Source organism: Ectopseudomonas toyotomiensis (assembly GCF_017167985.1).
GTDB lineage: Bacteria > Pseudomonadota > Gammaproteobacteria > Pseudomonadales > Pseudomonadaceae > Aquipseudomonas > Aquipseudomonas toyotomiensis.
In genome coordinates, this window is the sequence record NZ_CP070505.1 from 1,703,030 (window position 1) to 1,728,298 (window position 25,269).

General features: G+C 64.2%; 25 protein-coding genes. 12 read left to right on the top strand and 13 right to left on the bottom strand.

Features of this window, described 5'->3' with window-relative positions; translation table 11 throughout:
* Positions 1-67: 67 nt before the first annotated feature.
* Both JWV26_RS07835 and JWV26_RS07840 read right to left on the bottom strand, forming a co-directional pair.
* The gene (locus tag JWV26_RS07835) at positions 68-1,966 is read right to left on the bottom strand and encodes a methyl-accepting chemotaxis protein (protein WP_206418759.1); all 1,899 of its coding nucleotides are present in this window, start codon (positions 1,964-1,966) and stop codon (positions 68-70) included.
* 302 nt (positions 1,967-2,268) lie between these two features.
* Positions 2,269-2,817: an AAA family ATPase gene (locus JWV26_RS07840; protein WP_074917441.1), complete on the bottom strand. Its 549-nt coding sequence runs from the start codon at positions 2,815-2,817 to the stop codon at positions 2,269-2,271.
* 31 nt (positions 2,818-2,848) lie between these two features.
* Between JWV26_RS07840 and JWV26_RS07845 the strand changes: the two genes are divergently transcribed.
* Positions 2,849-3,247, top strand: coding sequence for a GNAT family N-acetyltransferase (locus tag JWV26_RS07845; RefSeq protein ID WP_241201282.1), 399 nt, complete (start codon positions 2,849-2,851; stop codon positions 3,245-3,247).
* Positions 3,248-3,254: 7 nt separating this feature from the next.
* On the opposite strand, the gene JWV26_RS07850 is transcribed toward JWV26_RS07845, so the two are convergent.
* From JWV26_RS07850 to JWV26_RS07870, 5 genes are all read right to left on the bottom strand, one after another.
* Positions 3,255-4,598 carry a DUF1329 domain-containing protein gene (locus tag JWV26_RS07850; RefSeq protein WP_021490414.1) on the bottom strand — a complete coding sequence of 448 codons (1,344 nt, stop codon included), beginning with the start codon at positions 4,596-4,598 and terminating at the stop codon, positions 3,255-3,257.
* Between the two features lie 386 nt (positions 4,599-4,984).
* Positions 4,985-5,701: a tRNA (guanosine(46)-N7)-methyltransferase TrmB gene (gene trmB / locus JWV26_RS07855; RefSeq protein ID WP_206418761.1), complete on the bottom strand. Its 717-nt coding sequence runs from the start codon at positions 5,699-5,701 to the stop codon at positions 4,985-4,987.
* Positions 5,702-5,789: 88 nt separating this feature from the next.
* A complete protein-coding gene (locus JWV26_RS07860; protein ID WP_017675851.1) occupies positions 5,790-6,584 on the bottom strand; it encodes a thiazole synthase in 795 nt (264 codons plus the stop codon).
* Positions 6,585-6,602: 18 nt separating this feature from the next.
* Positions 6,603-6,803, bottom strand: coding sequence for a sulfur carrier protein ThiS (gene thiS, locus JWV26_RS07865; protein WP_061240208.1), 201 nt, complete (start codon positions 6,801-6,803; stop codon positions 6,603-6,605).
* Positions 6,804-6,905: 102 nt separating this feature from the next.
* Positions 6,906-7,277 (bottom strand): DUF423 domain-containing protein, encoded by a 372-nt coding sequence (locus JWV26_RS07870; RefSeq protein WP_206418762.1) that lies wholly within the window; start codon positions 7,275-7,277, stop codon positions 6,906-6,908.
* A gap of 236 nt (positions 7,278-7,513) precedes the next feature.
* Here JWV26_RS07870 and mtgA point away from each other — a divergent pair, with 236 nt between their 5' ends.
* Entirely contained in the window at positions 7,514-8,242 is a 729-nt protein-coding gene (gene mtgA, locus JWV26_RS07875; RefSeq protein ID WP_074917449.1) for a monofunctional biosynthetic peptidoglycan transglycosylase, read from the top strand.
* A 107-nt stretch (positions 8,243-8,349) separates the two neighbouring features.
* Here mtgA and JWV26_RS07880 read toward each other — a convergent pair whose 3' ends face one another.
* The 5 genes from JWV26_RS07880 to ftsY form a co-directional block, all read right to left on the bottom strand.
* Positions 8,350-8,961, bottom strand: coding sequence for a hypothetical protein (locus JWV26_RS07880; protein ID WP_206418763.1), 612 nt, complete (start codon positions 8,959-8,961; stop codon positions 8,350-8,352).
* 62 nt (positions 8,962-9,023) lie between these two features.
* Positions 9,024-9,878: an RNA polymerase sigma factor RpoH gene (gene rpoH / locus JWV26_RS07885; protein WP_072424901.1), complete on the bottom strand. Its 855-nt coding sequence runs from the start codon at positions 9,876-9,878 to the stop codon at positions 9,024-9,026.
* A gap of 143 nt (positions 9,879-10,021) precedes the next feature.
* Entirely contained in the window at positions 10,022-11,038 is a 1,017-nt protein-coding gene (ftsX, locus tag JWV26_RS07890; RefSeq protein ID WP_017675857.1) for a permease-like cell division protein FtsX, read from the bottom strand.
* The gene (gene ftsE, locus JWV26_RS07895; protein WP_017675858.1) at positions 11,038-11,706 is read right to left on the bottom strand and encodes a cell division ATP-binding protein FtsE; all 669 of its coding nucleotides are present in this window, start codon (positions 11,704-11,706) and stop codon (positions 11,038-11,040) included. Before ftsE ends, ftsX begins: the two co-directional genes overlap by 1 nt.
* Positions 11,703-13,019 carry a signal recognition particle-docking protein FtsY gene (gene ftsY / locus JWV26_RS07900; protein ID WP_206418764.1) on the bottom strand — a complete coding sequence of 439 codons (1,317 nt, stop codon included), beginning with the start codon at positions 13,017-13,019 and terminating at the stop codon, positions 11,703-11,705. Before ftsY ends, ftsE begins: the two co-directional genes overlap by 4 nt.
* Before the next feature lie 142 nt (positions 13,020-13,161).
* Here ftsY and JWV26_RS07905 point away from each other — a divergent pair, with 142 nt between their 5' ends.
* From JWV26_RS07905 to JWV26_RS07920, 4 genes are all read left to right on the top strand, one after another.
* A complete protein-coding gene (locus JWV26_RS07905; RefSeq protein WP_079782565.1) occupies positions 13,162-14,529 on the top strand; it encodes a M16 family metallopeptidase in 1,368 nt (455 codons plus the stop codon).
* Entirely contained in the window at positions 14,526-15,986 is a 1,461-nt protein-coding gene (locus JWV26_RS07910) for a M16 family metallopeptidase (protein ID WP_206418765.1), read from the top strand. Before JWV26_RS07905 ends, JWV26_RS07910 begins: the two co-directional genes overlap by 4 nt.
* Positions 15,986-16,603, top strand: coding sequence for a 16S rRNA (guanine(966)-N(2))-methyltransferase RsmD (gene rsmD, locus JWV26_RS07915; protein WP_206418766.1), 618 nt, complete (start codon positions 15,986-15,988; stop codon positions 16,601-16,603). Before JWV26_RS07910 ends, rsmD begins: the two co-directional genes overlap by 1 nt.
* A gap of 66 nt (positions 16,604-16,669) precedes the next feature.
* Entirely contained in the window at positions 16,670-17,650 is a 981-nt protein-coding gene (locus JWV26_RS07920; RefSeq protein WP_206418767.1) for a hydrolase, read from the top strand.
* A gap of 185 nt (positions 17,651-17,835) precedes the next feature.
* On the opposite strand, the gene JWV26_RS07925 is transcribed toward JWV26_RS07920, so the two are convergent.
* Positions 17,836-18,495 carry a TetR/AcrR family transcriptional regulator gene (locus tag JWV26_RS07925; protein WP_072424894.1) on the bottom strand — a complete coding sequence of 220 codons (660 nt, stop codon included), beginning with the start codon at positions 18,493-18,495 and terminating at the stop codon, positions 17,836-17,838.
* A 209-nt stretch (positions 18,496-18,704) separates the two neighbouring features.
* On the opposite strand from JWV26_RS07925, the gene JWV26_RS07930 reads away from it, so the two are divergent.
* The 6 genes from JWV26_RS07930 to ggt all read left to right on the top strand — a co-directional run bounded on the left by JWV26_RS07930 (position 18,705) and on the right by ggt (position 25,253).
* Positions 18,705-20,135: a coniferyl aldehyde dehydrogenase gene (locus tag JWV26_RS07930; protein ID WP_206418768.1), complete on the top strand. Its 1,431-nt coding sequence runs from the start codon at positions 18,705-18,707 to the stop codon at positions 20,133-20,135.
* 42 nt (positions 20,136-20,177) lie between these two features.
* Positions 20,178-20,723 carry a twin-arginine translocation pathway signal protein gene (locus tag JWV26_RS07935; protein WP_206418769.1) on the top strand — a complete coding sequence of 182 codons (546 nt, stop codon included), beginning with the start codon at positions 20,178-20,180 and terminating at the stop codon, positions 20,721-20,723.
* A gap of 124 nt (positions 20,724-20,847) precedes the next feature.
* Positions 20,848-22,446 (top strand): GMC family oxidoreductase, encoded by a 1,599-nt coding sequence (locus tag JWV26_RS07940; protein ID WP_206418770.1) that lies wholly within the window; start codon positions 20,848-20,850, stop codon positions 22,444-22,446.
* A 104-nt stretch (positions 22,447-22,550) separates the two neighbouring features.
* Positions 22,551-23,033, top strand: a complete 483-nt coding sequence (gene coaD, locus JWV26_RS07945) for a pantetheine-phosphate adenylyltransferase (RefSeq protein ID WP_017675875.1) — start codon at positions 22,551-22,553, stop codon at positions 23,031-23,033.
* 198 nt (positions 23,034-23,231) lie between these two features.
* Positions 23,232-23,483 (top strand): YfhL family 4Fe-4S dicluster ferredoxin, encoded by a 252-nt coding sequence (locus tag JWV26_RS07950; protein WP_004373873.1) that lies wholly within the window; start codon positions 23,232-23,234, stop codon positions 23,481-23,483.
* Between the two features lie 111 nt (positions 23,484-23,594).
* Positions 23,595-25,253 carry a gamma-glutamyltransferase gene (gene ggt / locus JWV26_RS07955; RefSeq protein ID WP_206418771.1) on the top strand — a complete coding sequence of 553 codons (1,659 nt, stop codon included), beginning with the start codon at positions 23,595-23,597 and terminating at the stop codon, positions 25,251-25,253.
* The last annotated feature ends 16 nt before the right edge of the window (positions 25,254-25,269 follow it).

Consider the following 25,269-nt stretch of genomic DNA (forward strand, 5'->3'; position numbering starts at 1 on the left):
TGTCAGCCATGGACATTGGCTTTCGCGGCTGAAGCCGCTCCGTATGGCGAGGGGCGAACCGCTGTTTCTACAGCACGAACTTGGACACTTCGCTACCGATCTGCCGGCCTAGCGCCTGCAGGTTGGAGGCAGCTGCCGAGGCGGCATGGCTGCTCTGCGACATCTGATCGCCCATGGCGCGGATGTTCTCGGTGTTGCGGTTGACCTCCACGGTGACACAGGCCTGCTCTTCCGCCGCCGAGGCGATCTGCGCAGCCATGTCGTTGATCTGCCCGACCGCATCGGTGATCTGCTGCAACAGGTCACTGGCCGCCTGGGCATCCGTCACACTTTGCGAAGCCTTGGCTGCGGCGTTGTCCATCACCCCGACTGCCTGGCGGGTGGCGTCCTGCAGTACCTGGATCATCGCCTCGATCTCGCGGGTCGACTCATGGGTGCGCTTGGACAGCACGCGCACCTCGTCGGCCACTACCGAAAAACCGCGACCGTGCTCACCGGCACGCGCCGCCTCGATGGCCGCGTTGAGGGCCAGCAGGTTGGTCTGGTCAGCGATGCTGGCGATGGTAGAGAGAATCGAGCTGATCTCGTTGGAGTGGCGGTGCAATTCATCGATGATGCGCCCGGCCCCTTCGACTTCTTCAGCCAGCAGGGCGATGGACTGCTGGCTGCGCTCCACCTGGCGGCGCCCTTCCACACTCAGGCTGACCGAATCCACGGCCTGACCGGAGGCGGTCTCGGCATTGTGCGAGATTTCCTGTGTGGCGGAAGCCATCTGCGTCACCGCAGTGGCCACCAGGTGCAGCTCGGACTGGTGCTGCTGCACGTGCTGGTTCTGCGCTTCAGCATCCTGCGCGACCTGTCCGGACTCGTTGCTCAGCGCCACGGCAACCTCACGCAGGCGGGAGATGATGCCGTGCAACTGCTCGATGAAGCGGTTGAAGCTGCTCGATAGCTGGCCAATCTCGTCATTGGAGTTGACCGGCAGGCGCTGGGTCAGGTCACCATTGCCTTCGGCGATGGCGTTGAGGTTGTGACGGATCTGCTCGAGATCACGGAACAGCACACGGCCCAGCAGAGCCAGCACCAGAATGGCGACGGCCAGCATGCCGGTACCGATGATCAACTGCACAGCGAGCTGCTCACGCACCGGCGCGAGCACTTTTGCCTCATCCATGACCATCACGAAAGTCCATCGGGTATTGGGGATCTCGACGGCGTACAGCAGGCTATCGGTGCCCGCCACCTCAGCCTCAGTGAGACGACGCTGTTGCACCAGGGCGTTGAGCTGCTCGTCAGCCAGCGCTGGCGAAAAGTCGGCTGCCGACTTGGTGCGCCACTCCTTGTCGGGGTGCGCGATCATCTGCCCGCTTTGATCGATCAACAGCGCGTAGCCTTCGCCAGGGATGCTCAACTTGCCGATGGTCTCGGTCAACGTATCGAGCGTCAGGTTGGCGCCGACCACGCCAATCAGCGTGCCGTTACGACGTGCCGGGTAGGCGATGGTCACCACGTAGGCGCCATCGGTGAGCGATACGTAAGGGTCGCTGATGAACACATCGTTGTTCTTCTCGGCGCCCTGATACCAGCCGCGCTGGCGCGGATCGTAGTTCTGCAGGATCACCGTCGGGTCATTCTGCAGCATCTGTCCATCGACGGTGCCGATGTAGGTGATATTGAAGGCGAAGGTCGCCCAGGTCTGCTGCAGCAGAATGTGCGGGGCGATCTGCGGCTGCTGCACCAGGCTGCCCGCAGTGGTCTTCACGGCGTTGATGCGGTCGTTCATCCAGTTGCCCAGGTTGACCGATATCGACTGGGCGAAGCCGTCGATATCCCGCCGCAGGGTGTCATTGACGGTCCGGTCCAGGGAAGAAACGCTCTGCCAGATCAGCACAATGCTGACCAGCGATAACAGCGCCGCCGCCGTCAGGGTGATTTTCAGGCGCAGCGGCCAATCCTTGATATTCATGCACAGGACTCCATCGATGTCAGGCTCGAGCAGACACCTGTCGTTGAAAGCCAGATCCGTGAGCAAGCGACGCAGCGCGGAAGCGCGAGCCCCTGAGCAGGCTTTCAGCACAGAGCGCTATCACCGGGATCTGGGAAGCGGTTATGGGGTTGCCCGGGAACCTGGCCAGTTCTGACGGGCACACGCAGTTAATAAGCGACCGCACGACGGAAAACGTGAAGCCGAAAGCGTGCAAAACCGCTTAAAAGCACTGAGTTAGAGGGGTCTCTTAACTACGGCACTGGATCTACTGAGCACCTCGCTCAGGACTGCAGCCAGCTCAGCACGCGCTCAGCCAGTTGTTCGGGCGTGTGCCGGGTGGAGTCCAGCCGCAGCAGCGGGCAGCCCAGATGGCGGGCCATCCAGGTTTCGTGCATAAGCAGGCTGCGTGTGTGCAGGTCCCCCTGCTCGTAGCCGGCGGCCCATTGCAGGAAAGCCAGGCTCTGCCCGTGCATGTCACCTCCTGGCAGAATGCGTTCAGCGTAGCGCTGCGCTTCACGCTGCCGCAGTCGGCGCATGCGCTCCCGGTCGTCCAGGCGCAGGAACAGGGCATGGCTGAACGAAGGGATCAGCGCCTCGCCCCAGCTGCACAGCGAACCACTGAGCACCCAGCTGGGCGCCTGTGCGCTACGCTCGCGGATCAGCCTGACGCGCTCCTCGGGCGGCCGCTTGTGCTGATAGGGCGGCTCGCTCGGCAGCCAGTAGAAATCGTCGGTATCCAGGTGCAGCCAGCCATTGCGCTCGGCCAGCGTGCGGGCCAGCGTGGTGGTGCCCGAGCCGGATGCCCCGAAGATATGTAACCGAACCTCCATGGATGTCCCTCTCCTCGAACAGGATTTCATCATGATTCGCCCCTACCATCCCACAGACAGCGACGCGCTACTCGACCTCTGGCTGAGAACTTCCATTCTGGCCCACGACTTCGTGCCGGAGACGTTCTGGTACGAGCAGCTACCCGCCATGCGCGAGCTTTATCTGCCGCAGGCCGAAACCCTGGTGCTGGAGGAACAGGGTCAAGTGCTGGGCTTCGCGTCGCTGCATGAACAGCGCCTGGCTGCGCTGTTCGTCAGCCCGGACGCGCAAGGCCGCGGTCTGGGTAGTCAGCTGCTGGACGAAGCCAAACGCAGGCGCAACCGCCTGGAACTCGGCGTCTACCGGGCAGGCGGGTTCGTGACGCTGTACGAGACGCGCGACCCGCACACCGGCCAGCCGGAGCTGACGATGCGCTGGTCGCGCCAGTGAGGACGGTTCAGTTACCTTCGCGGCGCAGCGCCTGCGGGGTGAAGTCGCGCGGGCTCAGTCGGGCGTTGAAGTCGTACATCTTCTCGTTGTTATCCAGGCCGTCAGCGAAGTAGCGGCCACCCTTGAGGTCGTAAATGGTCTCCAGGGTCGAGCCGAACATCGGCACGTCGTAGTAGCTGATCGGGTGGGCCTCCTGCAGACCGATCAGGTTGCCGTTGCGGTCATACAGATCGACGGCAAGGATCTGCCAGCTGTCCTCATCCAGATAGAAACGGCGTTTGCCATAGGGATGGCTGAAACCGGTACGCAGATCCGCCTCGACCACCCAGACGCGGTGCAGCTCGTAACGCAACAGCTCGGGGTTGATGTGCTTGGCCTGCAGGATATCGGCGTAGGGAATGCCGCGCTGGTGCACGGCATAGCTGTTGTAGGGCACCAGCATCTCGCGCTTGCCCAACAACTGCCACTCGTAGCGATCCGGCGCACCATTGTAGGAATCCACCTGGTCGGCGGTGGCCATGCCATTGGTGTCAGGCTGCAGGGTGTCGTAGGCAAGCATCGGCAGGCGGCGCACACGGCGCTCGCCACGGTTGAAACGCCAGGCCTTGCGAATCGCCAGCACCTGATCGAGGGTCTCCTGCACCACCAGCGCCGAGCCAGCCAGCTTGGCTGGAGCTACCACCTTGTACTTGTAATAGAACAGGGTGTTGTCCAGGTCCTGCGGGGCGACGCCGTCACGACCGTAGACGAAGTAGATGTCGCGTTCGAGCTTGAGCAGGTTGTAACTACCGTTGCTGAGCACCGCCGCCTGATTGGTGGCCATGCTGATCTGGTCGCCGCGATACCGCATGACGTGGTTCCAGATCGCCTCCTGGCCGTTCGCCGGCAGCGGGAACGGCACGCCGGAAGCAGCGCCCTGAACGCCATTGCCACCGGCAATCAGCTCGGCATTGAGGGCGTTGAAGCGAGTGGCGTCGTAGATGCGTTGTGGCGCGGCCGCACTGCGCCGGGTCGGGAATACGCGCAGATAGAAACTGGGGTTCTGCTGCAGCAGGGTCTTGAGGCCGACCGGCAGCTGCTGTTCGTACTGCGCCAGGTTCTGGCTGTCGACCCGGTACAGCAGTTTGTCGTCAGCATAGGGATCAGGGTGATGCATGCCCGGCTGGTAATTGGCCGGCGGCGTGGCCAGGCCGCCCGTCCAGGCAGGGATGGTGCCACTGGCATTACCGGCACGCTCGCCACCAAGCGGTGTCAGCTCCTGCCCCAGACGCGCGGCCTGGCTGGCATCGACCTTGGCCTGGGCCTGAAACGCCAGGGCAGTCAGCAGAAGAAGGGAAACCGATCTCAACACAATGCTCTCCTCGCGGCGCCTGCAAGCGGTGCCGCTATTGTCCGCGCCCCTTGTAGGTGCGCTTGTCTTTGTTGTGTTCTGAGAGCCTGCTCACGGCCTCGCGAGCTAGAGCGATACAAGGCAAAAACAAGCGAGGAACGGCCGGGGTCGCGGGCGACTGTACTTTTGTACATGAGCATGACTCGCTTCGCTCTCCCCTTCGGGGCCGCACCAGAGGCGCGTTAGCCGCAAGCGGCTTTCCGAGCTTGTTTTTAACGCAGTAGCGCCGACGCGCAGCAGATCGTGAGCAGGTTCTGAGGTGAGGCGCCGTCCTGGCCGTCGGGTTATCCCGATCTAATCGTGCATCCTGCCGGTTCTAATCAAACGCTTGTCGCTGGGTGAGTCAGTCACTCCTGACGCTGGAACTTCAGATCCCACACGCCATGGCCGAGACGCTCGCCACGACGTTCGAACTTGGTCACCGGACGCTCTTCGGGACGCGGCACGTAGGTGCCATCGGCCGCCAGGTTGCGATAGCCCGGCGCGGCATTCATCACCTCGAGCATGTGCTCGGCGTAGTTCTCCCAGTCGGTGGCCATGTGCAGTACACCACCGACCTTCAGCTTGCTGCGCACCAGCTCGGCGAAAGCCGGCTGGACGATACGGCGCTTGTGGTGCCGCGATTTGTGCCAGGGGTCGGGGAAGAACAGCAGCACGCGATCGAGGCTGGCATCGGCTACGCAGTCACGCAGCACCTCCAGCGCATCGCAGCTGTACACGCGAATGTTGCTCAGATTCTGCGCCATCGCGCCGCTCAGCAACGCACCGACGCCGGGTTTGTGTACCTCGACGCCAATGAAATCCTGCTCGGGTGCGGCAGCAGCCATCTCCAGGGTGGAGTGGCCCATACCGAAGCCGATCTCGAAGGTGCGCGGCGCGCTGCGGCCGAACACCTGATCGAAGTCGCGCAGGCCATCTTCCAGTTCCAGGCCGAACAGCGGCCAGCCCTTGTCGATGCTGCGCTGCTGACCTTCAGTCATGCGCCCGGCGCGCATCACGAAGCTCTTGATGGTACGGCGCTGACGACCGTCTTCGGTCAGTTCGGGCTGTTGGGTATCGGTCATGCTGGGCTCTTGTCGAGTGTTTTACGACTCTGCGGGCTGAAGCCCTGCATTCAACGCAGCAGGGCCGACGCGCAGCAAATCGTCATCCTTAGTTGATCAGGCCAGTCAGCGGCGACGACGCACTGGCATAAAGTTTCTTCGGCATGCGACCGGCCAGGTAGGCCAGGCGGCCAGCCTCGACGGCATGCTGCATGGCCCGCGCCATCAGCACCGGATTCTGCGCTTCGGCAATGGCGCTGTTCATCAGCACGGCCTCGCAACCCAGCTCCATGGCGATGGTGGCGTCGGAGGCAGTGCCCACACCGGCATCGACCAGCACCGGCACTTTCGATTCCTCGAGAATGATGCGCAGGTTGTACGGGTTGCAGATACCCAGGCCCGAGCCGATCAGGCCGGCCAGCGGCATCACCGCGATGCAGCCGATCTCGGCCAGTTGGCGGGCGATGATCGGATCGTCGCTGGTGTACACCATGACGTCGAAGCCGTCCTTGACCAGCACTTCGGCGGCCTTGATGGTTTCGATGACGTTGGGAAACAAGGTTTTCTGGTCGGCCAGCACTTCCAGCTTGACCAGGTTGTGACCATCGAGCAGCTCACGGGCCAGCCGGCAGGTGCGCACGGCCTCGACGGCGTCATAGCAACCGGCGGTGTTGGGCAGGATGGTGTACTGGTCCGGGCTGATCACGTCGAGCAGGTTCGGCTCACCGGGATTCTGGCCGATATTGGTGCGGCGCACCGCCACAGTGACGATCTCGGCGCCGGAGGCGGCGATGGCGTCACGGGTCTCGTCCATATCCTTGTACTTGCCGGTACCGACCAGCAGGCGCGACTGGAACGTACGACCGGCCAGGGTGAAGGGCTTGTCGCTGCGAACTTGGCTCATGGAATACTCCTCGTGAGGTCAACCGCCGCCGATGGCGTGCACCACTTCCACCTGATCGCCCTCGGCGAGCTGGGTGCTGTCGTGCTGGCTGCGTGGAACGATGTCCTGATTGAGTTCGACCGCCACACGGCGCCCGGTCAGATCGAGGCGAACCAACAGGTCGGCGACGCTCTGGTTATCCGGCAGTTCGAAGGGTTCACCATTCAACTGGATACGCATGACGACTCGGTCACAACTGGAAAGAGGGCCGGCATTCTAGCCCGTTAACTGGCCACGACCAAGGCTAAAAGGCGCCATTCGTCCTCATTTCTGACGCCAGGGTCAGGTCAGCTTCCAGGCGCTCAGACCCAGGCACAGCCAACCAACGAGGAAGGCGACGCCGCCAAAAGGCGTGATCATGCCGAGCTTGCCGATGCCGCTGAGGGTCAGCAGATAGAGGCTGCCTGAAAATAGCAGGATACCCAGGGCGAAGGTGCCACCCGCCAGGTTCACCAGCCGTCCAGGCGCATGCATCGCCAGCAGCCCGACGCCGAACAGGGCCAGCGCGTGAATCAGCTGGTAATGCGTACCAGTCTGGAACACCGCCAGATATTCGGGCGTCAGCCTGTGCTTCAGGCCATGGGCCGCGAACGCGCCCAGAGCGACACCAGTGAAGCCGGTGAATGCGGACAACAGCAGCCAGAGACGGGCCATGGAAACTCCTGAATAAATCGACCTGTGCGCAGTTTAGCCATTGGGCCTGAAGACGAAATGGTCGTTATTGTCACACCTGCGCCCAACCCTGTGGTTCCGCAGGAACTGACTCGGCACTTTTTTGCTGCCCGCCATCCTTGGCGGCAATCCTTCGGGCCGTCGCAAAGCGACGTCAAAAAATTGCTCCCGGCATTTTTTTGTTTTAATAGCGCCTCATTTGATCGTTGCGAGACCCCATGCTCCGAGCCCTGACCCGCCGCCTGCTGAAACTGCTGCTCTGGCTGATCCTGGCCAGCGTGCTGCTGGTGCTTGCTCTGCGCTGGGTACCGCCGCCCGGTACAGCGCTGATGATCGAGCGCAAGATCGAATCCTGGAGCAGCGAACAACCCATTGAACTGAAGCGCCAGTGGCGCCCCTGGAAAGAACTGCCGGATCACCTGAAGATGGCGGTGATCGCCGCTGAAGACCAGAAATTCGCCGAGCATTGGGGCTTCGACGTCGGCGCGATTCAAGCGGCGCTGGCACACAACCAGAGCGGCGGCTCGCTCAGGGGCGCCAGCACCCTCAGCCAGCAGGTGGCGAAGAACCTGTTTCTCTGGTCCGGGCGCAGCTGGCTGCGCAAGGGCTTGGAAGCCTGGTTCACCGCGCTGATCGAGCTGCTTTGGCCGAAGGAGCGCATCCTCGAGGTGTACCTCAATAGCGTCGAGTGGGGTGATGGCATCTTCGGCGCCGAAGCGGCCGCACAGCATCACTTCGGTGTCGGCGCGCCCTACCTCAATCGCCAGCAGGCCAGCCAGTTGGCAGCGGTGCTACCCAACCCGCTGCGCTGGAGCGCCGGCCGACCGGACGCCTACGTCAATCGTCGCGCCGCCTGGATACGTCAGCAGATGACGCAGCTGGGTGGCAGCCACTACCTCAACCAGCTCAAACCGCAGCGCCCCGATTGGTGGCCGCGCTGGCTGTAGAAACCGCTAGCTGACGCTGCCGCAGTCGGTGCGCACGGCGCACCCTACGGTCGGAACGCCGGACGGCGTAGGGTACGCCGTGCGCACCAGGGATATTGATCAACGCGCTAGCGGTGAGGCGAGAACGCACGCTTGGGCACCGCATGCAACAACGCGACGTCGTCACCGCGCAGATGCACAGTGAGCCCCCATTGCGGATAGACCCAGGCCCGGCCTTCGGTCAGCTCCAATGTCAGGCGTGGCTGCCCGAGACTGGCGGCCAGGCGTTCGCTGGCCAGCGAATCGGGCGCTTGCAAACTGAGGCTGGAGATGGCAAACCCAGCCATCTGCTCGGCTAGCGACTCGCTCAGCGGCAAATCGGCATCACCCGCCTTCACCCCCTGCGCCGCCATCAGACTGTCGCGCTGCTCAAGGCTTAACCTCACCTCCGCCTCGAGCAACCACTCGCCCTCTTCCCCGTCGAGCGACGCACGATAGAAAAGCCGTGCGCCGTCCAGGCGCGGCGCCAGCCACAGCTCGCCTGGCGCCAACGCCCGTACCTCACGTAGCGTCAGCTCGTCTTCGGCCAACGGCTGCAGCAGCGCATCGCGCCACTGCTGCAGATTGGCCAGTGGATGCACCTCACCGCTGCGCATCAACCAGGCGCCCCAGGCGAAGAACAACACGGCCACAGCCACGAATACCAGCAAGTGCTGCGCTTTCAGAGGGGGTTTGTTCAAGGCTATTGCTCCAGACAGCAAAAAGCCGCACCAGGGTGCGGCTTTTCGGGGTAACGGCAGGCTCAGGCAGCAATACAGCCCTTGAGCTTGTTCATCGCGTTCTTCTCGAGCTGACGAATACGCTCGGCCGACACATTGTACTTGGCGGCCAGGTCGTGCAGCGTTGCCTTCTCCTCGGCCAGCCAGCGCTGGTAGAGGATGTCGCGGCTGCGCTCGTCCAGGCTTTCCAGCGCTTCGTGCAGGTTGCTGCTGGAACTGTCGCTCCAATCGGCATCCTCGAGCTGACGGGCCGGGTCGTAGCGGTGGTCTTCCAGGTAATGTGCAGGCGACTGGAAGGCGCTGTCGTCGTCAGCATCGGCTGCCGGGTCAAAGGCCATGTCCTGGCCGGTCAGACGACTTTCCATCTCGCGCACTTCGTGCGGCTCGACGCCCAGGCTTGCGGCCACAGCGGTGACTTCATCGTTGTTCAGCCAGGCCAGACGCTTCTTCTGGCTGCGCAGGTTGAAGAACAGTTTGCGCTGGGCCTTGGTGGTGGCCACTTTGACGATGCGCCAGTTCTTCAGGATGAACTCGTGGATCTCGGCACGGATCCAGTGCACGGCGAAGGACACCAGACGCACGCCCATTTCCGGGTTGAAGCGCTTGACTGCCTTCATCAGGCCGACGTTGCCTTCCTGGATCAGGTCGGCCTGGGCCAGACCATAACCGGAGTAGCTGCGCGCGATATGCACCACGAAACGCAGGTGAGCCAACACCATCTGGCGGGCGGCCTCGAGATCCTGCTGGTAGTAGAGATTTTCGGCCAGTTCACGCTCCTGCTCGGGCGTCAGCAGCGGAATGCTGTTGACCGCATGCACGTACGCTTCCAGGTTGGCGCCTGGAACCAGAGCATGAACAGGTTGCAAGGAAGTGGACATTCGAATCCTCCGATTCACGAAACTCGTGCAGTGTAGCACTGCGCTATCTGATGCAGGGCCTGTGGATAAGTTCCCTGAGAGATAGTCAATATCAACCAAAACAATGACTTGTCAGCTTGCGTTCAGCCTTGCCGAACAGCGCCCTAACGGGGTGCAAGTTCGTTCAGATGACGCGCCACTGCCAGCCAGGCGCCAATATAGCCCAACAGCACGGCGCCAAGCAGCAGCGAAAAACCGTCGGAAGAAGGTACGCCACCCAGCGCGAAATCGCTACCGTAAAGGCCGGCCAAACGTACTACAGCATCGTTCAACCAATCCAGCCCGAAGGCCAGCAGCAACCAGGCGAAGATGCCTGCGCCAAAACCGTACAACGCGCCCATATAAAGGAAGGGACGGCGTACATAGCCATCGGTTCCACCTACCAGCTTGATCACCTCGATCTCGGCACGGCGATTCTCGATGTGCAGGCGGATGGTATTCCCGATCACCAGCAGCAGCGCCAGGATCAGCAGCAGGCTGAGGCCGAAGACGAAACGATCGCCCAGTTTGAGGATGGCGGTCAGACGCTCGACCCAGACCAGATCGAGCTGCGCCTGCTCCACCTTGGGCAGCTCCGCCAGGCGCTGGCGCAGGGCCTCGAGCTTGGCCTTGTCGACTTCCTTCGGCGTCACCAGAACCACACCCGGCAGCGGATTCTCCGGCAGTTCCTTGAGCGCCTGACCCAGACCCGACAGCTGCTGAAACTCTTCCAGTGCCTGTTCGCGGCTGATCCACTCGGCATCGGAGACATCATCCATCGCTGCGATCTGCTCGCGCAGCGCCTGGCCATCACGCTCGCCGGCGGACATGTCGAGGAACAGGGAGATCTGCGCCGCACGCTGCCAGGAACCGCCGAGCTTCTCGACGTTGTCCAGGAGCAGCGACAGGCCCATGGGCAGGCTCAGCGCCACGGCCATCACCAGGCAGGTGAAGAAGCTGCCGATGGGCTGGCGCGCCAGGCGGCGCAGGCTATCGACCAGACTGGCACGATGGCTTTCCAGCCAGGCATGGAACAGCGTGCGGAAATCCGGTTCGTCGGCCGGGCCGTCGACCACCTTGTTGCGCGGCGCCGCGCCGACACGTTCGGCCGGTTGCGGCGTGGGCATCTTCGATGCGCTCATCAGGCAGCCTCCCCATCACCGATCAGGCGACCGCGTTGCAGGGTGAGCATGCGCTGGCGCATGCGCGCGATCAGCGCCAGGTCGTGGCTGGCGATCAGCACCGTGGTGCCCAGCTGGTTGATGTCTTCGAACACCCCCATGATCTCGGCGGCCAGCCGCGGGTCGAGGTTACCGGTGGGCTCGTCTGCCAGCAGCAGGGCCGGCCGGTGAACGATGGCGCGGGCGATGCCGACGCGCTGTTGCTGACCGGTGGACAGATCGCCGGGCGACTGCGCCGCCTTGTCGCTGAGGCTGACGCGCTCCAGTGCGGCACCGACGCGCTTGCCGATTTCCGGCTTGGACAGGCCGAGAATCTGCAGCGGCAGCGCGACGTTGTCGTACACGGTGCGGTCGAACAGCAACTGGTGGTTCTGGAACACCACGCCGATCTGCCGGCGCAGGAAAGGAATCTGCGCATTGGTGATGGTCGACAGGTCCTGCCCGGCCAGCAATAGCTTGCCGCTGGTGGGCCGCTCCATCGCCAGCAGCAGACGCAGCAGCGTGCTCTTGCCGGCTCCGGAGTGACCAGTGACGAAGAGAAATTCGCCAGGGCGAACGCGGAAACTCAGTTCGTGCAGCCCGACATGGCCATTGGGGTATCGCTTGGCGACCTGCTCGAATCGGATCATCCGCGCTCACGCTCCTCGAAGAGTGCCTGGACGAAGGCTTGCGCCTCGAACGGGCGCAGGTCATCGATACCCTCACCCACGCCGATATAGCGAATCGGCAAGCCGAACTGCTTGGCCAGGGCGAAGATGACGCCGCCTTTGGCGGTGCCATCGAGTTTGGTCAGTGCCAGACCGGTGAGGTTCACGGTCTGGTTGAACTGCTTGGCCTGGTTGATGGCGTTCTGCCCGGTGCCGGCATCGAGTACCAGCAGTACTTCATGCGGCGCGGTTTCGTCCAGCTTGCCAATCACCCGACGGACCTTCTTCAGCTCTTCCATCAGATTGTCTTTGGTGTGCAGGCGTCCGGCGGTGTCGGCGATCAGCACGTCGATGCCACGCGACTTGGCGGCCTGCACTGCATCGAAGATCACCGAGGCCGAATCGGCACCGGTGTGCTGAGCGATGACCGCGATGTTGTTGCGCTCACCCCAGACCTGCAGCTGCTCCACCGCAGCGGCGCGGAAGGTGTCGCCAGCGGCGAGCATGACCTTCTTGCCTTCGAGCTGCAGCTTCTTGGCCAGCTTGCCGATGGTGGTGGTCTTGCCCACGCCATTCACGCCTACGACGAGAATCACGTAAGGCTGTTTGGCAGTGTCGATGACCAGCGACTGCTCGACCGGCTTGAGCAGGGTCACCAGTTCTTCCTGCAGCGCCTTGTACAGGGCACCGCTGTCGGCCAGTTCCTTGCGCGCGACGCGCTTGGTCAGGTTGCCGATGATCGCGGTGGTCGCCTCGACGCCAACGTCGGCGGTCAGCAGGCGGGTTTCCAGATCGTCGAGCAGGTCATCGTCGATGGCCTTCTTGCCGAGGAACAGGCTGGCCATGCCTTCGCCGAGGCTGGCGCTGGTCTTCGATAGGCCTTGCTTGAGGCGGGCTAAGAAGCTCGGATTTTCCTGAGTGGCTGGAGCAGCAACAGGAGCTGACGCAGCAACCTCGGGCAGTGCTTCGACGACAGGTTCAGGCACCAGAGTCGGCTGTTCAACGACAACTGGGGCGGCAACCAGCGGCTCAGGCTGTGGTGCTGGAGCAGGCGCGACCTCGGCCACCTCCGGCTCGACTACCGGCAAGGCTTCCGGCGCAGGCTCAGGCGTCGAAGGCTCGGCAGGCGCCTGAGTAGCAGGTTGCTCAACGGGCGCGGGCTGAGCCGGCTCGGCAGCGGTCTCTGCCGGTTTCTTGCGCCACCAGCTGAACAGGGATTTCTTTTCTTCGGTCACAGGCGGGGTCTGCGCGCCAGCCTCGGCCGGCGACTTCTTGTCGTCATTGGAACCAAACATGGGTCGCTTGCATCTCAGGGGAGCGAACGCTAACAGGCTGTAAAGCCTTGCCGCGCCGCCCCGGAAAAGGATGGGGTATCCTAGCACCTCTTCGCCCGTCGGCGGTACGACCGCCCAGGCTATCCGACAGGTCAGACTTTCGATGAATGCCATTGCCCGCCGTTCCCTCGGCCTGCTGTTCGGCGCACTCTGCGTGCCACTCGCAGCCTTTGCTTCCCCCGCTCAACCCACCCACGAATTCAAACTGGACAACGGCCTCAAGGTCATCGTCCGTGAGGATCACCGCGCTCCGGTGGTAGTTTCGCAGATCTGGTACAAGGTCGGCTCCAGCTATGAGACGCCCGGTTCCACCGGCCTGTCCCACGCGCTGGAACACATGATGTTCAAGGGCAGCGGCAAGTTCGGCCCCGGCGAAGCCTCGCGCATCCTGCGCGAACTGGGCGCCGAGGAAAATGCCTTCACCAGCGACGACTACACCGCCTATTACCAGGTGCTGGCCAGCGACCGCCTGGGCGTGGCGCTGGAGCTGGAGGCCGACCGCCTGGCCAGCCTGAAGCTGCCAGCAGACGAGTTCGCCAAGGAAATCGAAGTGATCAAGGAAGAGCGCCGTCTGCGTACCGACGACCGCCCCTCTTCGCTGGCTTACGAGCGTTTCAAGGCCATGGCTTACCCTGCCAGCGGCTACAGCATCCCCACCATCGGCTGGATGGCCGACCTCGACCGCATGCACATCGACGAACTGCGTGCCTGGCACCAGAAGTGGTACGCACCGAACAATGCCACCCTGGTGGTGGTCGGTGACGTAACCGTGGATGAGGTCAAGAACCAGGTACAGCGTTACTTCGGCGACATCCCGCGCGGTGAGGTGCCCACTGCCAAACTGCCGCTGGAACTGGCTGCGCCGGGCGAACGCCGCACCACGCTGCACCTCAAGACACAGTTGCCGAGCCTGATCATGGGCTTCAACGTGCCGGGCCTGGCCACCGCCGAAACACCACGCCAGGTCTATGCCCTGCGCCTGGCCGCCGCGCTGCTCGACGGCGGCTACAGCGCTCGCCTGTCCACCCGCCTGGAACGTGGCGAAGAGCTCGTCTCCGGCGCCAGCGCCTGGTACAACGCCTTCACCCGTGGCGACAGCCTGTTCATCCTCTCGGCCACGCCCAACGTGCAGAAAGGCAAGACCCTGGAGCAGGCCGAAGCCGGTCTGTGGCGTGAGCTGGAAGAGCTGAAGAAAGCCCCGCCGTCCGCCGCCGAACTGGCCCGCGTACGCGCCCAGGTCATCGCCGGCCTGGTGTTCGAGCGCGACTCGATCACCAGCCAGGCCACCAGCATCGGCCAACTGGAAACCGTCGGCCTGTCCTGGCAACTGACCGATCAGGAGCTGGCCGAGCTGGAGGCCGTGACCCCAGCCGACATCCAGCAGGCTGCCCGTACTTTCTTCGTTCGCGACCGTCTGAGCGTCGCCCACGTACTGCCCGAAGAGTCCCGCAATGAGGAGTCCCGCCCATGAAGACTGAGCAACGCCGCCTGGGACTGCTCGGCCTGATCCTGTCCAGCGCCCTGGCACTGGGCGCCTGCGCCAACCTGTCCGACAGCACCCTGACTGGCGATGCCGCCAAGCTGCAGTCGCTGGCTGCACTCGACGGCAAGGCGCCAACGCGCCGCACCTTGGATATCCAGACCTGGCAGACCGCGCAAGGCGCCAAGGTGCTGTTCGTCGAAGCCCATGAGCTGCCGATGTTCGACCTGCGCCTGACCTTCGCCGCCGGCAGCAGCCAGGACGGCGGCGTGCCAGGCCTGGCCACCCTGACCAACGCCATGCTCAACGAAGGCGTACCGGGCAAGGACGTTGGCGCCATCGCCGCCGGATTCGAGGGGCTCGGTGCCGAGTTCGGCAACGGCGCCTACCGCGACATGGCGGTGGCCAGCCTGCGCAGCCTGAGCGCGCAGGAGCAACGTGAGCCGGCACTGGCGCTGTTCGCCGAGGTGCTGGGCAGACCCACCTTCCCCGCCGACTCACTGGCACGGATCAAGAACCAGCTGCTGGCCGGCTTCGAGTTCCAGAAGCAGAACCCGGGCAAGCTGGCTAGCCTCGAGTTGTTCGAGCGCCTTTATGGTCAGCATCCTTACGCTCACCCGAGCGACGGCACGGCGCAGTCGATCCCGGCCATCACCCGCCAGCAGTTGCAGGCTTTCCATGCCCGCGCCTATGCCGCCGGCAATGCGGTGATCGCGCTGGTTGGTGATCTGTCGCGCAGCGAAGCCGAGGCCATCGCCAATCAGGTATCCGCCGCCCTGCCGCAAGGTCCGGCCCTGGCCAAGATCGCCCAGCCGCAAGCGCCCAAGCCGGGCATCAGCCATATCGAGTATCCGTCCAACCAGACCCACCTGATGATCGCCCAGCTCGGCATCGATAGGCGCGACCCGGACTATGCCGCGCTGTACCTGGGCAACCAGATCTTCGGCGGCGGCGGTTTCGGCACGCGCCTGATGAGCGAAGTGCGCGAGAAGCGCGGCCTGACCTATGGCGTCTACTCCGGCTTCAGCGCCATGCAGGCGCGTGGCCCATTCATGATCAACCTGCAGACCCGCGCCGAACTGAGCGAAGGCACCCTGGCGCTGGTCAAGCAGCTGCTCGCCGACTACCTGCGTGACGGCCCCACCCAGCAGGAACTGGACAACGCCAAGCGCGAGCTGGCCGGTAGCTTCCCACTGTCCACCGCAAGCAATGCCGCCATCGTCGGCCAACTTGCCTCGATGGGCTTCTACGATCTGCCGCTGAGCTATCTGGACGACTTCATGCGTGACGTCCAGAGCCTGAGCACCGAGCAGGTCAAGGCGGCGATGGCCAAACACCTCGACCCTGAGGCGCTGGTAGTGGTCACCGCCGGCCCGACGGTAGCGCAGAAGGAGCTGCCGCCGCCCACCGACCGCCCGGCCGAACTGCCCAGCGCGGTGCCGCACTGATGCGTGGTCGCACACCACCAAAACCGGCCGCCAAGGCTCACGGCGGCCAGGGTCAATTGCGCATCATCGGCGGCGAGTGGCGGTCGCGGCGCTTTGCCTTCCCCGACGGGCCGGGCCTGCGCCCGACCCCGGACCGGGTGCGCGAGACGCTGTTCAACTGGTTGGCACCCTATGTCGAGGGCGCCCATGTGCTCGACCCTTTCGCCGGTAGCGGCGCGCTGCTGCTCGAAGCGCTGTCGCGTGGTGCTGCAAGCGGCCTGGCCTGCGACCTCAACCCCGCGTCGGTGGCCGCGCTGCGCGGGCATCTGACGACGCTGCAGTGCAGCGCCGGCGAGATTCAACTGGGCGACGCCCTGCAACTGCTGGCACGCCCGGCGCCGCGGCGCTTCGATATCGCCTTGCTCGACCCGCCGTTCCATAAGAATCTGCTGCAGGACGCCTGCAATCTACTGGAAGCGCAGGGTTGGCTGAGCGACGACGCCTGGATCTATACCGAAAGCGAAACCGCGCCTTCGACGCTGGGTCTGCCCGGCTACTGGCGTCTGCACCGTGAAAAACATACCGGCCAGGTGCATTACGCGCTGTGGCAAAGAAGTTCATCGCAGGAGCCAGCGTAGTCCGGATGCAATTGGGAGCGCTGTCCCTGAATTTCATCCAGGCTACGTTTTGGATAGACCATACCCATGACGCCATTCCAACCCGCCTGGTGGCTCCCCGGCCCACATCTACAGACGCTGTGGAACCCCTTCTGCCGCAAGCCGCCGCAACTCGAACGGCAGCGCGAGCGGCTGTGGCTGGACGATGGCGATTTCCTTGACCTCGACTGGCATGGCCCGCATGACGCCCATGCGCCGCTGGTGCTGGTGCTGCATGGCCTGACCGGCAGCTCCAGCTCGCTCTACGTGCTCGGCCTGCAACAGGCGCTGGCTGCACGCGGCTGGGCCAGCGTGGCGTTGAACTGGCGCGGCTGCTCCGGTGAACCCAACCTGCTGCCGCGTGGCTACCATTCCGGCGCCAGCGAAGATCTGGCATCGACCGTGGCGCATCTGCGCGCGCAACGACCGATGGCGCCGCTGTATGCCGTCGGCTATTCGCTGGGCGGCAATGTGCTGCTCAAGTACCTGGGTGAAAGCGGCGCGCAGAGCCAACTGCAAGGCGCAGTGGCGGTCTCGGTGCCCTTTCGTCTGGATCAGTGCGCCGACCGTATCGGCCTGGGATTCTCGCGGGTGTATCAAGCGCACTTCATGCGCGAGATGGTCGCCTACGTGAACAACAAGCAGCGCCTGTTCAGCGAACAGGGCCAGAGCGAGCGCCTGTCGGTGCTGGAGCGCCTCGGCCCGCTGGATGGCATGCGCACCTTCTGGGACTTCGACGGGCGCATCACTGCGCCGCTGCACGGTTTCGCCGATGCCCACGACTACTACCGGCGCGCCTCCAGCCGCTTCTACCTGGGCGATATTCGCACGCGCACGCTGATCATCCAGGCCGAGGACGATCCCTTCATCTTCCGCCACAGCCTACCCGACGCCAGCGAACTGGCCCCCGGCACCGAGTTCGAGCTGCATGCCAAGGGCGGGCATGTCGGCTTCGTCGAGGGTACTCCGCGCCGGCCAGGTTATTACCTGGAACGGCGTATTCCGCAGTGGTTGGCAAGCCTCGGATAATCGCGGCTAAAGCCGCTCCTACAAGGACTGCAAGAACCGTAGCCCAGAGAAATCCGAGAAGACGCGACAAAGGCCTTTCCGGATTGCAACCGGGCACGGCAGTCGCGGCGGATTGTGGGAGGCGCTTCAGCGGCGAGAAGCTCGCGGCTAAAGCCCCTCCCACGAATGCCGTGCGTGTGAGGTAATCAGCCCAGCACCTGCTTCACTGGCACGTGCAGGCGGTCGTACAGCGCCTCGACCGCCGCGCGCGCCGAAGGCGCGATATAGCCGCCCTCCAACGCCAGCACCTGGTAGATGCCACGGCGCAGCATGTCCTGGCTGAGGTTGTCCGGGCTGGCGCCAGCCGTGCAGAGAAAGCGCACCCAGGAGGTCATGATGATCCAGGCGTTGAGCGTCAGCGCCTCGATCTGTGCCGGTGTCATCAACAGGATGCCGGCCTCGACGAAGCCTTGGTAGATCGACTGCGCCCCCACCAGGCAGCGCTGGGCGAAGGCGCGGTAACGCTCGGCCAGCTCGGCGTCCGACTCCAGCAGGTGCTCCAGGTCGCGGTGCAGGAAACGGTAATGCCACATCGCCGCCAGCAGCGCCTCCAGATAGAAGGTCTTGTCCTCCACCGTCAGCGCGCGGCCCTCGGGCCGGCGCAGAAAGCTGTCGACCTGTGCTTCGTACTGGGCGAACAGCTCGGCGATGATCATCTGCTTGTTGCGGAAGTGGTAATACAGATTGCCCGGCGAAATGCCCAGGTGCGCGGCGATATGGTTGGTAGTGACGTTGCGCTCGCCCTGGCCGTTGAACAGGGCCAGGCTCTCGGCAACGATGCGGTCGCGGGTCTTGGGTGGCGCCATGACGCAGCTCGATCTCGACTTCAAAATTGGCAAAGGTACAGGCGAAACAGCCGAAGTGTTACCCCCCGATGCATCCCCCAGGCCCTGGCAGGCCTTTGGTTAGGGTGCGCCGGGGACGGCGTCGCGGCATCCTATTTGACACATTAGAGTAATTGCTCTAAAAATCCAGTTCAGCCCATGCAGCCCGCTGGAACGTCGAGGAGAAACCAATGGTCGCCGACATCGCCTACCTGCAGCAAAACCAACAGCAGATCAACCAGCTGGACGCCACCTTCGCCCTGCAGCGCACGGCCTTCGCCGCCAACCCGATGCCCTCGGCCGAACAACGCATCCAGTGGCTGAAATCCCTCAGCGAGCTGCTGACCGAGCAACAGGATGCGTTGATCACAGCGATCTCCGCCGACTTCAGCAATCGCTCGGCCGACGAGACCCTACTCGCCGAGCTGATGCCCAGCCTGCATGGCATCCATTACGCCAGCAAACGCATCAGAAAGTGGATGAAGCCTTCGCGGCGCAGCGTCGGCCTGCAGTTCATGCCCGCCGCAGCCAAGGTCATCTACCAGCCGCTGGGCGTGGTCGGCATCATCGTGCCGTGGAACTACCCGCTGTTTCTCGCCATCGGTCCTCTGACCGGCGCGCTGGCGGCCGGCAACCGGGTGATGATCAAGATGAGCGAGTCCACCCCGGCCACCTCGCAACTGATCAAGGATCTGCTGACCCGCGTATTCCCCGAAGATCTGGTCAGCGTCGCCCTGGGCGAGGCGGAAGTCGGCATGGCCTTCTCCAAGCTGCCGTTCGACCACCTGCTGTTCACCGGCGCCACCAGCATCGGTAAGCATGTGATGCGCGCCGCCGCGGAAAACCTCACCCCGGTGACCCTAGAACTGGGCGGCAAGTCGCCAGCCATCGTTGCCGCCGACGTGCCGCTGGAGCACGCCGCCGAGCGCATCGCCTTCGGCAAGACCCTCAACGCCGGGCAGACCTGCGTGGCACCGGACTATGTGCTGGTGCCGAGGGATCGGGTGGAGGGTTTCGTCGCCGCCTACCGCGAGGTGGTGCAGCGCTTCTACCCGCAGCTCAAGGACAACCCCGACTACACCGCGATCATCAACGAGCGCCAGCTGGCACGCCTCAATGGCTACCTGCAGGACGCCCAGGCCAAGGGCGCGCGTATCGTCCCGCTCTACCCTGAGGCCCAGGGCCGCCGCCTGCCGCAGAGCCTGGTGCTGGACGTCAACGACGACATGAAGTTGATGCAGGACGAAATCTTCGGCCCGCTGCTGCCGGTGGTGCCCTACGACCGCATCGAGGATGCCTTCGCCTACGTCAACGCGCGGCCCCGGCCGCTGGCGCTGTACTACTTCGGCTACGACAAGCGCGAGCAACAGCGCGTGCTGCACGAAACCCACTCCGGCGGCGTGTGCCTGAACGACACCCTGCTGCACGTGGCGCAGGACGACATGCCGTTCGGCGGCATCGGCCCCTCCGGCATGGGTCATTACCACGGCCACGAAGGCTTCCTGACCTTCAGCAAGGCCAAGGGCGTGTTCATCAAGCAGCGCTTCAACGCCGCGCGGCTGATATACCCGCCCTATGGCAAGGCGATCCAGAAGCTGGTCTACAAGCTGTTCGTACGCTGAACAACGCGGGCAGCGCCCGTTCTACGCCTGGTGATAAAAACAATGAACGACACCACCCTCAACGCGCCGCAGCTGTCGCGGCGCAACCTGCTCAAGGTCGGCCTGCTGGGCACGGCGCTGCTCGGCACCGCCGGGCTGACCGCCACCCTCAGCGGTTGCTCGGCCAGCACGCCGACCAACGGCTACCTGATCCTGCGCAGCAGTGACCTGCCCTTCCTGCGCGCACTGATCCCGGTGATGCTCGACGGCGCCGTCAGTGCCGAGCAGATGCCGCAGGCCATCGACGGCACGCTGAAGAGCCTCGACACCAGCCTGGCGCATCTGTCGCCGGAGATGCTGAAACTCACCGTGCAGCTGTTCGACGTCCTCGCCCTGCCCATCACCCGCGGCCCGCTGACCGGGGTTTGGGGCAGCTGGGACAACGCCAGCGCCGACGACGTGCGCAACTTCCTCACACGCTGGCAGCACAGCAGCCTGAGCCTGCTGCGCATGGGCCACGCCTCGTTACTGCAGTTGGTGATGATGGCCTGGTACAGCCGCCAGGAGGCCTGGGCCCATTGCGGCTATCCGGGGCCGCCTACGGTCTGAAGACGTGTCGCGGATCCCGTAGGGTGCGCCGTGCGCACCATAAAACAGGGTTGAGCCTCGGTGCGCGCAGCGCACCCTACCCACCCTGCCTCGCTCGCGGTGAATGACAAGAAGAGAGTCTGAAATGCCTGTACCCGATTTGTTCAAACAAGGCCTGGCCAGGGGCTGGAAGACATACGACGGTTCGCGTCTGGAAAACGACCTGACCCTGGAAGCCGATGTCGCCATCGTCGGCAGCGGCGCCGGTGGCGGCACCACGGCGGAAATCCTCAGCGCCGCCGGTTACAAGGTGCTGCTGATCGAGGAAGGTCCGCTCAAGACCAGTGACGACTTCAAGATGCGCGAGGCCGATGCCTACCCGACCCTCTATCAGGAAGGCATCGGCCGCATGAGCAAGGACGGCGCCATCACCATCCTGCAGGGCCGCGCCGTTGGTGGCACCACGCTGATCAACTGGACCAGCAGCTTCCGCACGCCACCACAGACCCTGGCACACTGGGCCGAGGTGCACAGGGTGAAAGGCCACGACGTCGAGTCCATGGCGCCCTGGTTCGAGAAGATGGAGCAGCGCCTGGGCGTGGCGCCCTGGGCGGTGCCACCGAATGCCAACAACGAGGTGCTGCGCAGCGGTTGCGACAAGCTCGGCTATCACTGGGCGCCGATCCCGCGCAACGTGCGCGGCTGCTGGAACCTCGGTTATTGCGGCATGGGCTGTCCGACCAACGCCAAGCAATCGATGCTGGTCACCACCATCCCCGCCACCCTCGACGCTGGCGGCGAGCTGCTCTACCTGGCGCGCGCCGACAAACTGCTGATCGAGGGCGACAAGGTGGTCGGCATCGACTGCCTGGGCATGGATGCACGCTGCGTAGCGCCCAATGGCCGGCGCATCCGGGCCAAGGCGCGGCATTATGTGCTGGCCGGCGGCGGCATCAATACGCCCGGCATCCTGCTGCGCTCCAATGCGCCAGACCCGCACCAGCGTGTCGGCCGGCGCACCTACCTGCACCTGGTGAACTTCTCCGCGGCGCAGTTCGAGCAGGTCATCAACCCCTTCTACGGCGCGCCGCAGTCGGTCTACTCGGATCATTTCCAGTGGGACGACGGCGCCAGCGGGCGCCTCTCCTACAAGCTGGAAGTGCCGCCGCTGCAACCAGCGATGACCGCCACTCTGCTCGGTGATTTCGGCCGCGAGAATGCCTTGCGCATGGAACAGTTACCGCACACCAACGTGATGCTTGCCCTGCTGCGCGACGGCTTCCATGAAGACAGCGCCGAAGGCTGCGTCGAGCTGCGCGGCGACGGCAGCCCGGTGCTCGACTACCAGATGACCGACTACACCTGGGACGGCGTGCGCCGCGCCTACCTGACCATGGCGGAAATCCAGTTCGCCGCCGGCGCCAAAGCGGTGATGCCAACCCATGCCGATGCACGTTATGTCGGCAGTTGGAAGGAGGCCCGGGACATGATCGAGAACCTCGACCTGGCGCTCTATCGCACACGTCTGGGCAGTGCTCACGTGATGGGCGGCTGCGCCATGGGCGAGGATACGCAGCAGGCGGTGGTCGACAGCCTGGGCCAGCACCATCACCTGGCCAACCTGTCGATCCATGACGGTTCGCTGTTCCCCACCAGCATCGGCGCCAACCCCCAACTGTCGATCTACGGCCTGACCGCCAAGCTTGCGACGCTGCTGGCCGAGCGCCTGAAAAGCCCGAGCTAGACGCCACTGTCCTGGCATGGCAGAACGCAACGCAGGCCGTGGCTTGGCCGCTGGCATGCGCTGCGCTACCATCCGACTCCTTTTCGACCCGCCAGGACGTCCCGATGAATCGAGTGTTATACCCCGGCACCTTCGACCCCATCACCAAGGGCCACGGTGATCTGGTCGAACGCGCCGCGCGCCTGTTCGATCACGTTATCATCGCCGTCGCCGCCAGCCCCAAGAAGAACCCTCTGTTTTCCCTGGAGCAACGCGTCGAGCTGGCCCGCGAGGTGACCAAGCACCTGCCCAACGTCGAAGTGGTGGGTTTTTCGTCGCTGCTGGCGCACTTCGTCAAGGAGCAGAACGCCAATGTCTTCCTGCGCGGACTGCGCGCAGTATCCGACTTCGAATATGAATTCCAGCTGGCCAACATGAACCGCCAACTGGCGCCGGATGTGGAAAGCCTGTTCCTCACGCCGTCGGAAAAGTATTCCTTCATTTCTTCGACCCTGGTGCGCGAGATTGCAGCCCTGGGCGGCGATATCACCAAGTTCGTCCACCCCGCCGTTGCCGACGCGCTGAACGAGCGCTTCCGCAAAAGCTGAGCAAGATCGACTTTTAGCAGGAGCCCCGCCCCGGGGCGAAGCTAGTCTGACGCGCCCAAGATACGCGGCGGGGCGCCGCTCCTACAGAGAGCGGCGCCTAACTGACCAGCCTCATGGCACAAGCCGCACCAATCCGGCACAATTTGCAGCATCAAAGCCCGTAAAGTGTCGAAGCCTGCGCTTCGACAGGAGTTGCCCATGTCCCTGATCATCACCGACGATTGCATCAACTGCGACGTCTGCGAACCCGAGTGCCCCAACGGCGCCATTTCCCAGGGTGAGGAGATCTACGTGATCGACCCCAACCTGTGCACCGAATGCGTTGGCCACTACGATGAGCCGCAATGCCAGCAGGTGTGCCCGGTGGACTGCATCCCGCTCGACGAGAACAACGTCGAGAGCAAGGATGAGCTGATGCAGAAGTACCGCATCATCACCGGCAAGGCCTGACGCTTCCGAGGGGGCCAGCGGCCTCCCGCTTTCTCCGCGCCCGTTGTGCCCCCCTCGCCCGAGCGAGGCTGTTAAGCTTCCAGCTTCCTTCAGCCGCCTCTGGTAGATCGCATGTTGCGCAAACTCCTGCTATCGACCCTGCTGCTCGGCGCCAGCCTGCTGGCCCATGCCGCCCCGCAACAACCCGCCATTGCCACCGCTCACCCCGCCGCCACAGCCGCTGCGCAGCAGATGCTCGACGCCGGCGGCAATGCCTTTGACGCCGCCGTCGCCGCCAGTGCGGCCCTGGCCGTGGTCGAGCCCTACGGCTCGGGCCTTGGCGGCGGCGGCTTCTTCCTGTTGCGCACTGCCGGCGATACACCAGGCTATGACTTCCTCGATGCCCGCGAACGCGCACCGCTGGAAGCCAAACCGAATCTCTATGTCCGCGATGGCAAGGTGCAGCGCGAGCTGTCGCTCAATGGCGCGCTGGCTGCCGCCATTCCGGGGTTGCCGGCAGCGTTGGTCGAGCTGGCCGAGAAGCACGGCCGCTTGCCGCTGAAAACCAGCCTGGCACCGGCGATTCGCCTGGCCAACGAGGGCTTCGCGGTCGATCGCGTCTACCGCGAGCGGGCGACCTGGCGCCTGGCTGCGCTGCGTGACGACGCCGAAAGCGCCAAGCTCTTTCTCGACCAGGGCGAAATCCCCGCCGAAGGCCATATGCTGCGCCAGCCCGACCTCGCCACCACCCTGCGGGCGCTGGCCGAACATGGCCGCGCGGGCTTCTATACCGGCCCGGTGGCCGAACGTCTGGTCACGGGAGTACGTCACGCCGGTGGCATCTGGACGCTCGATGATCTGCGCGAATACCGTATCGCCCGCCGTGAGCCGCTGCGCTTCGCCCTCGAAGACGGCCGCGAGCTGATCAGTGCCCCACCACCCTCGGCCGGTGGCATCGCGCTGGCGCAGAGCCTGGCGATGTTGCAGCAACTGCCTTGGCGCGAGGCCGAGCCGGTGCAGCGTGTGCACTATGTGGTCGAGGCGCTGCGCCGTGCCTACCGTGACCGTGGCCTGCTCGGCGACCCGGACTTCGTCAAAAATCCAGTAGAGCAACTACTCTCGCCTGGACACCTGGCTGTACTGGCCGGCAGCATCGACCCCGAACGCGCCACACCCAGCACCAGCCTGCCGCCGGCCGGCACCTGGCACGAGGGCGACCACACCACCCACTTTGCCGTGCTCGATGCCGAGGGCAACGCGGTGGCCGCCACCCTGTCGATCAACCTGCCGTTTGGAGCGGCTTTCACCGTGCCCGGCACCGGCGTACTGCTCAATGACGAGATGGACGACTTCGCCGCCGACGTACAGGGCGCCAACGCCTACGGTCTGACCGGCAGCCAGGCCAATTCGATTGCCGGAGGCAAGCGGCCGCTGTCGTCGATGAGCCCCAGCTTTATCGAGAGCAGCGACGAATTCACCGCCTTCGGCACTCCCGGCGGTAGCCGTATCCCCAGCATGGTGTTGCTGTCGATGCTCGAGTACCTGGACGATCAGCCCATCGCGCGCTGGCCGGCGGTGGCGCGCTACCACCACCAGTTCCTGCCCGACGTGATCGAGCATGAGCCGGATACCTTCAACGATGAGCAGATCGCCGAGCTGCAACGGCGCGGCCATGAACTCAAGCGCCTGGACCGGCAGTACGGCAATCAGCAGGTACTGTTCTGGGACAAGGTCAGCGGCGAGGTGAAGGCCGCAAGCGATCCTCGCGGGATTGGTACGGCGACGCCTTGAAGCGCAGCGCCCAAAT

Excerpts from the sequence above, each read along its gene's own strand:
- JWV26_RS07835 (WP_206418759.1), bottom strand. The coding sequence starts at position 1,966 with ATGAATATCAAGGATTGGCCGCTGCGCCTGAAAATCACCCTGACGGCG.
- JWV26_RS07840 (WP_074917441.1), bottom strand. The coding sequence starts at position 2,817 with ATGGAGGTTCGGTTACATATCTTCGGGGCATCCGGCTCGGGCACCACC.
- JWV26_RS07845 (WP_241201282.1), top strand. The coding sequence starts at position 2,849 with ATGATTCGCCCCTACCATCCCACAGACAGCGACGCGCTACTCGACCTC.
- trmB (WP_206418761.1), bottom strand. The coding sequence starts at position 5,701 with ATGACCGATACCCAACAGCCCGAACTGACCGAAGACGGTCGTCAGCGC.
- JWV26_RS07860 (WP_017675851.1), bottom strand. The coding sequence starts at position 6,584 with ATGAGCCAAGTTCGCAGCGACAAGCCCTTCACCCTGGCCGGTCGTACG.
- thiS (WP_061240208.1), bottom strand. The coding sequence starts at position 6,803 with ATGCGTATCCAGTTGAATGGTGAACCCTTCGAACTGCCGGATAACCAG.
- JWV26_RS07870 (WP_206418762.1), bottom strand. The coding sequence starts at position 7,277 with ATGGCCCGTCTCTGGCTGCTGTTGTCCGCATTCACCGGCTTCACTGGT.
- mtgA (WP_074917449.1), top strand. The coding sequence starts at position 7,514 with ATGCTCCGAGCCCTGACCCGCCGCCTGCTGAAACTGCTGCTCTGGCTG.
- rpoH (WP_072424901.1), bottom strand. The coding sequence starts at position 9,878 with ATGTCCACTTCCTTGCAACCTGTTCATGCTCTGGTTCCAGGCGCCAAC.
- ftsX (WP_017675857.1), bottom strand. The coding sequence starts at position 11,038 with ATGAGCGCATCGAAGATGCCCACGCCGCAACCGGCCGAACGTGTCGGC.
- ftsE (WP_017675858.1), bottom strand. The coding sequence starts at position 11,706 with ATGATCCGATTCGAGCAGGTCGCCAAGCGATACCCCAATGGCCATGTC.
- ftsY (WP_206418764.1), bottom strand. The coding sequence starts at position 13,019 with ATGTTTGGTTCCAATGACGACAAGAAGTCGCCGGCCGAGGCTGGCGCG.
- JWV26_RS07905 (WP_079782565.1), top strand. The coding sequence starts at position 13,162 with ATGAATGCCATTGCCCGCCGTTCCCTCGGCCTGCTGTTCGGCGCACTC.
- JWV26_RS07910 (WP_206418765.1), top strand. The coding sequence starts at position 14,526 with ATGAAGACTGAGCAACGCCGCCTGGGACTGCTCGGCCTGATCCTGTCC.
- rsmD (WP_206418766.1), top strand. The coding sequence starts at position 15,986 with ATGCGTGGTCGCACACCACCAAAACCGGCCGCCAAGGCTCACGGCGGC.
- JWV26_RS07920 (WP_206418767.1), top strand. The coding sequence starts at position 16,670 with ATGACGCCATTCCAACCCGCCTGGTGGCTCCCCGGCCCACATCTACAG.
- JWV26_RS07925 (WP_072424894.1), bottom strand. The coding sequence starts at position 18,495 with ATGGCGCCACCCAAGACCCGCGACCGCATCGTTGCCGAGAGCCTGGCC.
- JWV26_RS07930 (WP_206418768.1), top strand. The coding sequence starts at position 18,705 with ATGGTCGCCGACATCGCCTACCTGCAGCAAAACCAACAGCAGATCAAC.
- JWV26_RS07935 (WP_206418769.1), top strand. The coding sequence starts at position 20,178 with ATGAACGACACCACCCTCAACGCGCCGCAGCTGTCGCGGCGCAACCTG.
- JWV26_RS07940 (WP_206418770.1), top strand. The coding sequence starts at position 20,848 with ATGCCTGTACCCGATTTGTTCAAACAAGGCCTGGCCAGGGGCTGGAAG.
- coaD (WP_017675875.1), top strand. The coding sequence starts at position 22,551 with ATGAATCGAGTGTTATACCCCGGCACCTTCGACCCCATCACCAAGGGC.
- JWV26_RS07950 (WP_004373873.1), top strand. The coding sequence starts at position 23,232 with ATGTCCCTGATCATCACCGACGATTGCATCAACTGCGACGTCTGCGAA.
- ggt (WP_206418771.1), top strand. The coding sequence starts at position 23,595 with ATGTTGCGCAAACTCCTGCTATCGACCCTGCTGCTCGGCGCCAGCCTG.